General features: G+C 43.7%; 10 protein-coding genes and 1 pseudogene. 6 read left to right on the top strand and 5 right to left on the bottom strand.

The features are described from left to right. Positions 1-16: 16 nt before the first annotated feature. Positions 17-1,501, bottom strand: coding sequence for an aldehyde dehydrogenase family protein (locus PXH59_RS11235; protein ID WP_285808382.1), 1,485 nt, complete (start codon positions 1,499-1,501; stop codon positions 17-19). A gap of 604 nt (positions 1,502-2,105) precedes the next feature. Here PXH59_RS11235 and PXH59_RS11230 point away from each other — a divergent pair. Further along, a complete protein-coding gene (locus PXH59_RS11230; protein ID WP_047767621.1) occupies positions 2,106-2,453 on the top strand; it encodes a DUF6694 family lipoprotein in 348 nt (115 codons plus the stop codon). Positions 2,454-2,628: 175 nt separating this feature from the next. Here the strand turns inward: PXH59_RS11230 and metK are convergent, their stop codons facing one another. Continuing rightward, on the bottom strand, positions 2,629-3,783 hold the full coding sequence (gene metK, locus PXH59_RS11225) for a methionine adenosyltransferase (RefSeq protein WP_047767623.1): 1,155 nt from the start codon (positions 3,781-3,783) through the stop codon (positions 2,629-2,631). A 678-nt stretch (positions 3,784-4,461) separates the two neighbouring features. Between metK and speA the strand changes: the two genes are divergently transcribed. Continuing rightward, positions 4,462-6,366, top strand: coding sequence for a biosynthetic arginine decarboxylase (gene speA, locus PXH59_RS11220; RefSeq protein WP_285808381.1), 1,905 nt, complete (start codon positions 4,462-4,464; stop codon positions 6,364-6,366). Positions 6,367-6,610: 244 nt separating this feature from the next. Then, positions 6,611-7,537 (top strand): agmatinase, encoded by a 927-nt coding sequence (gene speB / locus PXH59_RS11215; RefSeq protein ID WP_285808380.1) that lies wholly within the window; start codon positions 6,611-6,613, stop codon positions 7,535-7,537. Between the two features lie 188 nt (positions 7,538-7,725). Here the strand turns inward: speB and PXH59_RS11210 are convergent, their stop codons facing one another. The 3 genes from PXH59_RS11210 to PXH59_RS11200 all read right to left on the bottom strand — a co-directional run bounded on the left by PXH59_RS11210 (position 7,726) and on the right by PXH59_RS11200 (position 9,414). Beyond that, positions 7,726-8,199: a helix-turn-helix domain-containing protein gene (locus tag PXH59_RS11210; protein WP_053014209.1), complete on the bottom strand. Its 474-nt coding sequence runs from the start codon at positions 8,197-8,199 to the stop codon at positions 7,726-7,728. Positions 8,200-8,202: 3 nt separating this feature from the next. Beyond that, positions 8,203-8,574: a type II toxin-antitoxin system HigB family toxin gene (locus PXH59_RS11205; RefSeq protein WP_047767630.1), complete on the bottom strand. Its 372-nt coding sequence runs from the start codon at positions 8,572-8,574 to the stop codon at positions 8,203-8,205. Between the two features lie 84 nt (positions 8,575-8,658). Beyond that, a complete protein-coding gene (locus tag PXH59_RS11200; protein WP_285808377.1) occupies positions 8,659-9,414 on the bottom strand; it encodes a 4'-phosphopantetheinyl transferase family protein in 756 nt (251 codons plus the stop codon). 146 nt (positions 9,415-9,560) lie between these two features. Between PXH59_RS11200 and galE the strand changes: the two genes are divergently transcribed. From galE to galK, 3 genes and pseudogenes are all read left to right on the top strand, one after another. Then, positions 9,561-10,580, top strand: a complete 1,020-nt coding sequence (gene galE / locus PXH59_RS11195) for a UDP-glucose 4-epimerase GalE (protein WP_285808375.1) — start codon at positions 9,561-9,563, stop codon at positions 10,578-10,580. 72 nt (positions 10,581-10,652) lie between these two features. Further along, complete coding sequence (locus PXH59_RS11190) at positions 10,653-11,723, top strand: UDP-glucose--hexose-1-phosphate uridylyltransferase (protein ID WP_285811747.1); 1,071 nt, start codon at positions 10,653-10,655, stop codon at positions 11,721-11,723. Positions 11,724-11,756: 33 nt separating this feature from the next. After that, positions 11,757-12,909, top strand: a pseudogene (galK, locus tag PXH59_RS11185) (galactokinase); the annotation flags it as partial. Positions 12,910-12,999: the final 90 nt, after the last annotated feature.

The following is a 12,999-nucleotide window of genomic DNA, read 5'->3' as shown; positions in this document are numbered from 1 at the left end:
GCAGGTGGCGATTGTGTTACTCTTCTTTGGTGCTGATATAGATATTTTTCACTTCTGTATAAGCATCCAGCATCATCTTGTGGGTTTCACGCCCAAGTCCTGATTTCTTATAACCACCGAAAGGAGTGTGAGCGGGCAATTCATGATAGGTGTTGATCCACATACGGCCTGTTTTTATTGCTTTGGCGATGTGCAGGGCACGGTTAATATCCTGCGTCCATACGGCACCTGCCAGGCCATATTCGGAATCATTGGCCATTTCGATAACGTTTTCTTCGTTACTGAACGGAATGACGCATAGTACAGGCCCGAAAATTTCTTCTTGCGCCACCCGCATCTTATTGGTGACATTGGTCAGGATCGTCGGCTGGATAAAGAAGCCATCATCATATCCTGCCCCGGTTATGCGTTTTCCGCCAGTCAAAACGGTTGCACCTTCCTGTTTTGCGAGGTCGATGTAACCTAAAATAGTGTTCATCTGTTCTTCACTGACCTGGCAGCCCATTTCTGTTTCTGCCAGCATCGGGTCGCCCACTTTGATTGATTCAAACACTGTTTTCAGTGAATTCAGGAATTCATCATGAATATCTTTATGCAGGAACAGACGGGCACCGGATTCACAGGCTTGCCCTTGGTTCAGCAAAATTGCATTGGCTGCATATTTGATGGCCTTTTTCATGTTGGCATCAGGGAAAACGATATTAGCCGATTTACCTCCCAATTCCAGCGTGGCCGGAATAAGCCTTTTCGCCGCAGCTGCGGCAACGTTGTAACCGACTTCTGTTGATCCAGTAAAGGCGACTTTGTTAATGCCGTCATGGTCGAGGATTGCCTGGCCTACCACTGAGCCACGCCCTGTAACAATATTGACAACACCTGCTGGTAAAACTTGATTCATGATACGCCCCAATTCAAGCAGCGTGATTGGAGTCAGGCTGGCAGGATTGATAACAATAGTATTACCGGCAGCAAGGGCAGGCGCGAGTTTCCAGGCAGCCATTAATAGCGGGAAATTCCACGGAATAATTTGCCCGACTACGCCAATGGGTTCTCTGATGACTAAGCTCAGTGTGTCATTATCGATGACATCAGTCGTATCAGAATGAGCACGGATAACGCCGGCAAAGTAGCGGAAATGATCAACAGAAAAAGGAATATCGAAATGACGACATAGCGACTGGGTTTTACCTCCATCCAATGTTTCAAGGACAATAAAACGTTCGGCTTCGGCTTCCAGCAAGTCGGCAATTTTCAGTAATAACGATTGCCTCTCCGTTGCGGATGTTTTGCTCCATGCTGGCAGCGCTTTTTGGGCAGCCTTGACGGCAAGTTCAACATCTTCGGCATTTCCTGCTGCGTATTCTGTCAACAATTCACCGGTTGCAGGGTTGTAGCTTTGTATCGTATTTTTTGAAACGCTATCACGCCACTCACCATTAATCAGCATCTTATAAGATGTACAAGGCAACAATGTTTTTTCGATATCATGTAGTTTTTTCATTATATTCTCCGGGTACTTTGGTTTGAGGTATGCTAGGATATATATTCTCAACTTATTATCAGACTAATTCTTAATTTTGAGCAAAGCTGAACTGAAATATAAAAGAGCTATATCAATAAATATAAACCTTGATAGTTAAATGCGCGACATATAAAAACTACATAGAATATGATTTTCTAGTGGAATATATTTTTTGAGAGTAATAACGGCATGTTATATCTTCTTGTTTTATTCTAACGTTAGATTGAAGCTTATCGAGTATATACTAATCCAACTTCAAGATGTGTTTTGCGGATTGCAACTTGAAGTTTATCGAGTATATATGGGGAGTAATAGGAATAACGCGGACAGAAAACGTTTTATGGGTAATGAATATTAAACATGGTTTATCCTTTTATAGGAAGTGATATCAGGAATAGCAGATTGATATTTCAATATTTCAGCAAATGAATTCGATATGTATATTGATTATCTTCAATTACATAAAGTAATCAATAATAAAGTTATAAATATTCCTAATTTGATAATAAAAATTTTTCTTAAAACGATTTATATGTTCACATTCTTGCTATGATTACTTTAATCGGTAATCGCGGGGTTGATCATGAGAAAATTGTTAACGATTTGTTTATTAGGATTTGCATTGACTGGGTGTGATAATCAACTCAAAATTGATGGAACAAATGACATCGCTGTAAAAACATCCATTGAGAAAATCAGAGATACTTTACCAGAAGATAAAAGATTACAATTTGATGACGCATTAAATGTTGTCATGATCAATAATATCGACTTTGATGATCTGTTCAAGGATAACAAGAATGGAAATATCAAACATGCAGATATACAAAAATTGGAACAGAAATTTTTTCAATCCCTTCATGGGAAAACAGCCGATCAAGTTATTGACGATGCAGAGAAAATTAAAGCGGCCAGCATGCACAAAAAATGAGTATATATCTTATTAAGTTGCCTCCAACAGAACAACGAGAATTAAGTGAATGCCTTACTGCACACAGAATGTACGGGTAACGCTAACGCTAACGGATTTTATTACGGCTGAATACCGTACTTTTGATCATAAAAAAACCCGCAGTATTTGCGGGCTTCATAGGTTAGCAAAGCCTTTATTTCAAGCCTGCCGCAGAGCGCAGAATTTCAGCTTTATCTGTTGCTTCCCACGGGAATTGTTCACGACCGAAATGACCGTAAGCCGCAGTATCGCGATAAATGGGGTGTAACAGATTCAGCATCTTGATCAGGCCATAAGGACGCAGATCAAAAAATTCACGGACTAGTTGAATCAGTGTGGAAGTTGGGACTTTCTCCGTACCGAACGTTTCCACCATGATAGATGTTGGCTCTGCAACACCGATGGCATAAGAAACCTGGATTTCACAGCGATCAGCCAGACCTGCCGCAACGATGTTTTTGGCAACGTAACGCGCGGCATAGGCTGCCGAACGGTCAACTTTGGAGGGATCTTTACCAGAAAATGCGCCACCACCGTGACGAGCCATACCACCATAGGTATCAACAATGATCTTACGGCCAGTCAGACCACAGTCACCCATTGGCCCTCCGATGACAAAACGACCTGTTGGGTTGATGAAATATTTGGTCATCGGGGTAAGCCATTCAGCAGGTAATACCGGTTTGATGATCTCATCCATCACGGCTTCATGCAGTGCTTTTTGAGCAATATCTTCGCTGTGTTGGGTTGAAAGGACAACAGCATCAATACCAACAATCTTGTTGTTTTCGTACTGGAAAGTGACCTGACTTTTTGCATCAGGGCGCAACCACGGCAGGGTGCCGTTTTTACGAACTTCGGCCTGACGCTCAACCAAACGGTGTGCATAAGTGATAGGTGCTGGCATGAGAACATCAGTTTCATTGGTCGCATAACCAAACATCAAGCCCTGATCTCCTGCACCTTGTTCCAGAGGATCTGTACGGTCAACACCCTGGTTGATATCTGGAGATTGTTTACCAATGGCGCTGATAACTGCACATGAGTTGGCATCAAACCCCATATCTGAGCTGGTATAGCCGATTTCACGTACTGTACTGCGAGTAATTTCCTCTATATCAACCCAAGCGCTGGTCGTGATTTCACCACCAACCATGACCATGCCTGTTTTAACATAAGTTTCGCAGGCCACGCGAGCTTTAGGATCCTGTTTTAAAATTGCATCAAGGACGGCATCGGAAATCTGATCGGCAATTTTGTCTGGATGTCCTTCTGAGACAGACTCAGAAGTAAAAAGATGTGTAGTCATTATATTTTATTACCTTAAATATAATCTTGGATTAATGGCGGATGTTTTACCGTCTAGACGGCTATTTTAAGTCACTCTTGCTAAGGTTACCAGTTTTTTTAATTCTAATTATCTTCCATTGTGTGACATTTTTGCTTCACCATCTAAAAAGTATGAGGGATGTTCGGCCTTATTTAGGTAAATTGCATTTTGCAATTTTGCTGGATTACAGGTATAAACTGCGCGCGTAGCATAAGTCATTTTTTTTGTACTTGAAGTTACGGGCGCTTGCAGGAAATGTACACATGTCCTGCTTCTCAATTGAGAAACGGCTTGCGGTGGGTAAGCCATGTGGGGGTGAATGGGGTTATGAACCATTATCTGTTGATTATTAACGGCCAACAGCCACATTATGCCATTGATGTATCCACATCTTGTTCCTTCCTTTTAAATATGCAGTCATTTCGATGTTACCCGCAGCATAGTTACTTGCAGTATATAAGCAGCAGGTAATATTGAGTTGGTATCATTATGAGTCACAGTAAATATATTGTTTAGTCCTCTCTAAACGTTCCTATAATCTAAGAGCATGCTGTTCCCTGACATTTTTTAATGCGCAAGATACGCACGATAAAATAGTGTCTTGGGTCATTGACCTTACAGGCGAAGGCAAATCTCGACTCCATGAAGGAGACTGCCATGAATGATAATATCGCTCGCAAAATGCGACAGACCTATAACATCGCATACTGGGGCGGCGGCTATTACTATGTCAATGATCTGGGTAATGTCAGTGTTTTCCCAAACCCTGACTTACCGGGAGCTAAAATTGAACTCGTCACTCTGGTGAAGAAAGTTCAGGAAGAAAAAGAACAATTGCGGTTGCCGGCATTGTTTTGTTTTCCCCAGATTTTGCAACATCGTTTGCGTTCGATTAATGCCGCGTTTAAACGGGCACGTGAATCTTATGGGTATAAAGGAGATTACTTCCTTGTTTATCCGATTAAGGTCAATCAGCATCGCCGTGTCATTGAGACATTGGCAAATGCTGATGAACCGATTGGATTGGAGGCAGGCTCCAAAGCGGAATTAATGGCCGTGTTGGCTCATGCAGGCATGACAGGTACGGTGATTGTTTGTAATGGTTATAAGGATCGCGAATACGTCCGTCTGGCATTGATCGGTGAAAAACTGGGACACAAGGTGTATCTGGTTATCGAGAAGATGTCTGAAATTGAGATGGTACTGGAAGAAGCCAAGCGCCTGAATGTGATCCCACGTTTGGGCGTTCGGGCCCGTTTGGCATCCCAGGGGTCTGGTAAATGGCAGGCCAGTGGCGGTGAAAAATCGAAGTTTGGATTGGCTGCCGCGCAGGTATTGCAATTAGTTGAAAGATTGCGTTCAGCTGGGCGGTTGGATAGCTTGCAATTGCTGCATTTCCACTTGGGTTCCCAATTGGCGAATATCCGTGATGTGGCAACGGGGGTGCGTGAATCTGCCCGTTTTTATGTCGAATTGTCCAAACTGGGCGTCAAGATCCAGTGCTTTGACGTTGGTGGTGGTCTAGGTGTCGATTATGAAGGAACACGCTCCCAGTCTGAGTGCTCGGTTAATTACGGTTTGAATGAATATGCGAATAACGTTATTTGGGGCATTGGGGATGCATGTGAAGAACATGGCCTGCCTCACCCAACAGTGATTACGGAATCCGGCCGGGCATTGACCGCCCATCATACCGTTTTGGTCTCCAATGTTATTGGGGTAGAGCACAATGAATTTACTCAAACTACGCCGCCGGCAGAAGGTGCGACGCGCCCTCTGACCAGTTTGTGGGAAACCTGGCTGGAGATGCAATCTGACAGTAGCCGCCGTTCCCTGCGTGAATCGCTGCATGACAGCCAGTTTGATCTGCATGATGTCCATACCCAGTATGCTCACGGTATGTTGGATCTGTCAGAACGTGCGTGGGCGGAAGAACTGTATTTAAATATCTGTCGCCACATTCAGCAAGACCTTGACCCAAGCAACCGTGCCCATCGTCCGATCATTGATGAATTACAGGAACGCATGGCAGATAAATTCTACGTGAATTTCTCGCTGTTCCAGTCAATGCCGGATGCGTGGGGGATTGATCAACTTTTCCCTGTTTTGCCAATTGAAGGTCTGGATAAACCGCTGGATCGTCGTGCTGTTTTGTTGGATATCACCTGCGATTCTGACGGTACAATTGATCACTATGTTGATGGTGATGGTGTGGCAACAACGATGCCAATGCCCGCTTATGATCCAGAAAACCCGCCACTGATTGGTTTCTTTATGGTTGGAGCTTATCAGGAAATTTTGGGTAACATGCATAACTTGTTTGGTGATACGGCTGCCATTGATGTTTATGTTGCAGAAAATGGCGTAGTGACTTATAAGCAGAGCGAGGAAGGTGATTCTGTCGCCAATATGCTTCAATATGTCAAACTGGATCCGCAGGTATTATTGACCCGTTTCCGTGATCAAGTGAAATCGACTGATCTGGATGACAATTTGCAGGAACAATTCTTGCAAGAGTTTGAAAGTGGCCTGTATGGCTACACCTATTTGGAAGATGAGTAATCCTGATTAGCCATTAATCTGTATCAATAGTCATTCCTGATCATGTGTTTTGTATAATAACTCGATAAACTTCAGGTTGCCATCCGCAAAACGCCGCGAGGCCTTATATTTCCCCGTTGCGCGGGGAAATATAACACGCATCTGAAGTTGGATGGGTATAGTGTAAATAAGCCCTTGTGTTACTTGTTACTGCCAATTATTGGAGATTGGTAATAAGCCAGTATGGGACTTTTGAGGATATATCATGAGTATTAGCTCCTTAGGAAACCAAATTGATAATTCTTTGGTTTCAAATGCCTTTGGCTTCCTGCGTTTTCCGTTGAACTTTCAACCCTATTCCAGTGATGCGGAATGGGTGATTACCGGCATTCCTTTTGATATGGCAACATCGGGACGCGCGGGTAGCCGCCACGGGCCGGCTGCCATTCGTCAGGTATCGACTAATCTGGCATGGGAAAGCAGCCGTTGGCCGTGGAACTTCAGCTTACGCAAGCGCCTGAATGTGGTGGATTGCGGGGATCTGGTATTTAGCTTCGGTGATGCCCAGGATATGAGTGATAAGTTGCAGGCACATGCTGAAAAAGTGCTGGCATCGGGTAAGCATATGCTGTCATTTGGTGGTGATCACTTTATCACTTTGCCACTGTTACGTGCCCATGCAAAACACTTTGGCAAAATGGCGCTGATCCATTTTGATGCCCATACAGATACTTATCCAAATGGCAGTCAATTTGATCATGGTACGATGTTTTACCATGCGCCAAATGAAGGGCTGATAGATCCTCACCACTCAGTACAAATAGGTATTCGTACTGAACATGATACGGATAATGGTTTCACTGTATTAGATGCTGGTCAGGTTAATGATCGCGGTGTTGATGATCTTGTTGAGCAGATTAAAACGGTGGTTGGTGACTTGCCGATTTATCTGACGTTCGATATTGATTGCCTTGATCCGGCATTTGCACCAGGGACAGGAACGCCGGTGATTGGTGGATTGACGTCAGATCGGGCATTGAAAATAGTGCGTGCCTTACAACCATTGAATATTGTTGGAATGGATGTGGTGGAAGTGGCACCGGCTTATGACCAATCTGAAATTACGGCATTGGCGGCCGCCACAATTGGGCTGGAGTTGCTGTATTTACAGGCATCAAAGAAAGCTCTTTAATGCATTAATCTTATAAATTGATTTTATACCAATCCAGCTTCAAGATGCGTGTTATATTTCCCCGCGCAGCGGGGAAATATAAGGCTTCACGCCGTCTGGCGGATGGCAACTTGAAGTTTATCGCGTATAAAGGCTCATCTAAAGGTGAGCCTTTAATTTGAGTGTGTCTCTAGAAATGTAGTTTTTTCTCAGTCTGAACCCATAAAGGTTTCAACAGGAACGTTAAAGAATTTGGCAAAGCCTTTTACTTGCCCAATGTTCATAGAACGTTTTCCATGCAGTATCTCTGATATGACGCTCTGGTTTGCAATGTCACGCAGATCAAGCTGCCTTATGCCTCTTTCTTTCATCAAGTAACTCAATGCCTCACGTGGAGTAACATTGGGGACTTGGCGATTTTTAGCTTCGTACTCATAGACACGATCGGTGATAAAATCAGCGAACTTTGCTGCGGTATGTTCGGTATTTTCAGCATATGAGTATAACTCATCAATCAGTGCCATGCGGGCACTCAGATCTTCATCATTTTCTACAGGCTCAATACAGGCTGAGAACAAAAGTGCCAGCGGGCTGATTTGCTCAGATATTGACTGCATCATTTGGGGTAAAATTTCGATGAGTCCATCAATCCTTTTATCAGTAACGAGTGATGTTTTTCTCATGCTTCACCTTTTTGATCGTTTTGATTTAGTCTGCTTACGCCACCATTTATCATATTCGGTATGGGGGCAAACATCTTTAATGTAAAAAGTGCCTGATCTGGGATTAAGCCATGTGATAATGCGGCATTTATTTTTATGGATATCAAATAGATAAATATCTAACGGCCCTTTTTTGCTTCCTGCCTCCAGTAATTCGTGAGGTATACGATCAACATTCCATGTCGATGTTTTAAGCCATAATTCACGGATTTGAGCATAAGATTCAAACCGTAAAGATACTTTATCAAAAACATCCAACCAGAGCTTTAACCCAACTTTCCATTGAGCATGTTTTTGCATCGCTTCGATGATGACTTTTGCCGTGATAACTCGCATATCACTTCCTTATGATATCGCAATTTGCGATATTTACAATGTTTGAAAAAATTTAGGCTTCGCTTTTTTTTCAAATAAAGCATATCACTGCACAATATACGTCAACACTTGCTGCTGCGGCATTAAGGCAAAATTTCCGTGGAATTGCGAACCCGCTCGATACTCATCAGATAATGTTTGCAGTAGTTTTATGCTTATGGCGTAATCGCTGCAATTAATTGACGTAATTTCAGCCGCATGAAAATCAAAGAAGCGTTTTACGTGGGGATAAAGTGCCTTAAATAAACTTTCTTTGATGGAGAACGCAAGCGTGAATGCCTGTGCAAAAGGGAATGGACATTCTGTCAGTAATTTCACTTCATTGTCAGTGATGATGCTGGATGAAACACTTTTGATGGTATCTGACTTAATCTCCTGCTCGATATCTACGCCCATTATTCGGTATTGATTACAAGAAGCCGCTAAGGCAATAGCACAGCTGGCTGAATGAGAAATCGAACCACAAATATTGTCAGGCCAGATTGGGGAGCGATCCTGGGCATTGGTTACCTGAAAGCCAGAGTAACCCAAACGGTTTAAAACCTGTTGAGTGCAATAACGGGCAGCCAGATATTCCGCTCGTCGTTTATTCACTGCATTCTGTAATTGGCTTGGGTAGGTAATGCCATATTCGTCAAATAGTGCATCCCGATAGCAAGACGGGTCAAAATAAGTTTTTATGACATGAAGATCGGGGTGTTCTGACAGCGTACCTGCCTGTACGTCTGTAAAAAAAGGATCATTTATGGCAGTAGATTGAGCAGATGTAAGGAAAGGAGTAAAAGTTATTTTTTTCATCATGGTTTTTTATTATCGGCTGCGATTATTAGAGAGCGGATCAATTAAAAATGTTTATGGTCTGATTTTGCCATATCTTAATTTTAGTTCACTAACGTACTAACTCTTTTTATACTCCTCGTTATTACCATTTTTGAAAAGAGGTTGTTGTGGAAATATTAGTAACCGGCGGGATGGGATATATCGGTAGCCATACTTGTGTTCAGATGATTGAAGCTGGAATGACGCCGATCATCATCGATAACCTGTGCAATGCCAATCATGAAGTTCTGGCGCGCATTGAGGCATTGACGGGAGTGCAGCCACTGTTTTATGAAGGGGATATTCGAGATGAATCATTCCTTGATGCTATTTTCTCCTGCCACCAAATCCAGTCAGTTATTCATTTTGCCGGCTTGAAAGCGGTTGGGGAATCCGTCGCCAAGCCTATCGAATATTATGACAATAATGTCAATGGAACGCTGGTGCTGGTGCGTAGTATGCGTAAAGCGGGGGTAAAAAGCATCATCTTCAGCTCATCCGCGACGGTATATGGTGATCCGGATGTTGTGCCTATTACTGAACAGTCTGCGGTAGGTAATACCACTAACCCTTATGGCACCAGTAAGTTTATGGTTGAACGCTGTCTGTCTGATTTCCATCATGCAGAAAACGATTGGTCTGTGGTGTTATTGCGCTACTTCAATCCAGTTGGTGCTCATCCTTCCGGCACGATGGGGGAAGATCCTCAGGGAATTCCCAACAATTTGATGCCTTATATTGCCCAGGTTGCGGTAGGCCGTCGGGAGAAACTGTCCGTGTATGGCAATGATTATTCAACAGCCGATGGCACTGGCGTTCGCGATTATATCCATGTTATGGATTTGGCTGACGGGCATATCGCGGCCCTCAATGCCGTTGGTAAGAAAGCGGGATTGCATATCTACAATTTGGGTACTGGAAAAGGCACCAGCGTACTGGAAATGGTAGACGCGTTCAGTAGTGCTTGCGGCAAGCCAGTTCCTTATGAAATGTGTCCACGCCGTCCGGGAGATATTGCCGAATGTTGGTCAAGCCCGGAGAAAGCCGAGCGAGAGCTGGGCTGGAAAGCAAATCGGACTATCGTGGAAATGACGGCGGATGCCTGGCGTTGGCAGTCTCAAAATCCCAATGGCTATAAAGCGAAGTAAGAAACAGCAAAAAACGTTTGGCTTTCTGTAAGCGTTGTGTGGTGAAAACAAGGGGTATCCAATAGGTCAAAGATACGATTCAATTCTGTTGATCGTCCACACAGGCGATACAATCCTTTGACGGGTAAATGGATTATTGTTTCACCACACCGAACAGAACGACCGTGGAGTGGCATCGATGAAAAACCTCTCCACGTTACCTTGCTAGATTACGATGAACACTGTTTTTTATGCCCGAACAATACCCGCGCTTCAGGTAATATCAATCCAGATTATCAGGACGTCTATATATTCCAGAATGATTATTCTGCCTTGTTACCGGAACGCTTTGATATTCATCCTACCGATAACCCATTATTTAAAATTGAGCCAGTGAGTGGTGTTTGTCGGGTACTCTGTTTTTCTCCTGATCACAGCAAGACATTGCCGGAGCTGCCATTGGAGCAAATCCGTCGTGTCATTGATGCATGGAATGCGCAGATTGAAGAGTTGAGCCAGCGTTATATTTGGATCCAGATTTTTGAGAATAAAGGCGAAATGATGGGGTGCTCTCAACCTCATCCTCATGGGCAGATTTGGGCCAGTGATTTCCTGCCGGATGAGCTGGTGCGTAAAAATGAATTGTTGCGGCAGTATTATCACCAGCAAGGATCTAATTTGTTGATGGATTATATTGAGGCTGAACGCAAAGACGGTATACGCACGGTCGTGGAAACCGAATATTGGCTTGCAGTTGTACCTTATTGGGCGGTATGGCCATTTGAAACTATGCTATTGCCGAAAAGTCATATCCGTCGCATGAATGAACTGACGCAAGCACAACGTGATGACTTGGCGGTAGCGATTAAAAAATTGACCAGTCGCTACGATAACCTGTTTCAATGCGCTTTTCCCTATTCAATGGGCTGGCATTTTGCGCCTTTCTTCGAGCATCAATGCGATACCAATCTTAAATCACAAAAACACAAGATTGATCACTGGCAATTACATGCACTGTTTTATCCGTCGTTATTACGGTCATCCAGCGTCCGTAAGTTTATGGTGGGTTATGAAATGTTGGCGGAAGCCCAACGTGATTTAACGCCGGAACAGGCTGCCCAGCGGTTACGGGATGTCAGCGACATTCATTTTAAGGTACGCTGATTTCCGCTAAGAAACGTTTCTGGGGGAAAAGAGACGCAAACTTTAGTCCAAAACGTCACTGAATCTTTTAATACATGCTTTAACTCTTCTCCAACGCACTTTTTTTCAGGCACCGGGACGGGTGAATCTTATCGGTGAGCATACGGATTACAACGGTGGTTTTGTCTTGCCTTGCGCAATTAATTTCCAGACAGTGGTTGCGGCCGCTAAACGTCGGGATATGCGGGTCAGGGTGATAGCGGTTGATTATCATAATCAGTGTGATGAATTTGATCTTTGCCAGCCAATTCTCTTTCAGTCAGAAAAAATATGGGCAAATTACATCCGTGGTGTGATGAGTGCTCTGGTGGCAAGCGGTTATGCATTTGGCGGTATGGATCTTGCTATTAGTGGCAATATTCCACAAGGTGCGGGTTTGAGTTCATCTGCGTCGTTGGAAGTTGTGGTTGGGCAAGCCATTAAATCGCTTTATCAGCTTGATATTAGTCCCAAAATGATTGCGTTGAGTGGACAGCGAGCAGAAAACCAATTTGTTGGTTGTAATTCTGGCATCATGGATCAGTTAATTTCTGCTTGTGGGGAAGAAAGTCACGCCTTGTTGATCGACTGCTTTACGTTGGCTACGCAATCTGTACGTATGCCTGATAACGTGGTTGTGATGATCATCAATTCCAATAAACAACGGGGGTTGGTGGATAGCGAATACAATATGCGCAGGCAGCAATGTGAAGAAGCCGCCCATTTGTTGGGAGTGAATATGTTGTGTGATATCACGCTTGAGGAGTTCAATGCTAAACAAGCGTTGCTCGATACATTGCTTGTCAAACGGACTCGCCATGTGATCAGGGAAAATTTGCGTACTCAACTGGCGGCTGATGCTTTGAATGCGGGTGATTTGTTTCGTCTTGGTCAGCTTATGGCTGCATCGCATATTTCCATGCGTGATGATTTTGACATTACTGTCCGTGAAATAGATGTGCTGGTGGAAATAGTCAAAGACGTGATTGGCGATCATGGTGGTGTCCGTATGACAGGAGGCGGTTGTGTGGTGGCGTTGGTTCCCCCTGATTTGGTGAAAAATGTGGAAAAGGCGATTGAGCAACAATATGAGGCTAAGACAGGTTTGAAAAAGGTGTCAGCCAACTGGAATAAGCAAAAGAGAGAGCGTCGAGATTATTTTTTCTAAATGATATGTTCTCTCAATACTTAACCTTAACAATGAAAGGAATATGATCATGAGTTCCGATGCACAGCTAGCAGCACGCCAGCAACAGTG

It is taken from the genome of Xenorhabdus bakwenae, from assembly GCF_030272115.1.
Taxonomy (GTDB): domain Bacteria; phylum Pseudomonadota; class Gammaproteobacteria; order Enterobacterales; family Enterobacteriaceae; genus Xenorhabdus; species Xenorhabdus bakwenae.
Note: the sequence above shows the minus strand (reverse complement) of the source record. Positions and strands in the feature narration are given on the sequence as shown.

Coding starts and splice junctions, on each gene's coding strand:
- PXH59_RS11235 (WP_285808382.1), bottom strand. CDS start 1,501: ATGAAAAAACTACATGATATCGAAAAAACATTGTTGCCTTGTACATCT.
- PXH59_RS11205 (WP_047767630.1), bottom strand. CDS start 8,574: ATGCGAGTTATCACGGCAAAAGTCATCATCGAAGCGATGCAAAAACAT.
- speA (WP_285808381.1), top strand. CDS start 4,462: ATGAATGATAATATCGCTCGCAAAATGCGACAGACCTATAACATCGCA.
- metK (WP_047767623.1), bottom strand. CDS start 3,783: ATGACTACACATCTTTTTACTTCTGAGTCTGTCTCAGAAGGACATCCA.
- PXH59_RS11230 (WP_047767621.1), top strand. CDS start 2,106: ATGAGAAAATTGTTAACGATTTGTTTATTAGGATTTGCATTGACTGGG.
- PXH59_RS11210 (WP_053014209.1), bottom strand. CDS start 8,199: ATGAGAAAAACATCACTCGTTACTGATAAAAGGATTGATGGACTCATC.
- speB (WP_285808380.1), top strand. CDS start 6,611: ATGAGTATTAGCTCCTTAGGAAACCAAATTGATAATTCTTTGGTTTCA.
- PXH59_RS11200 (WP_285808377.1), bottom strand. CDS start 9,414: ATGATGAAAAAAATAACTTTTACTCCTTTCCTTACATCTGCTCAATCT.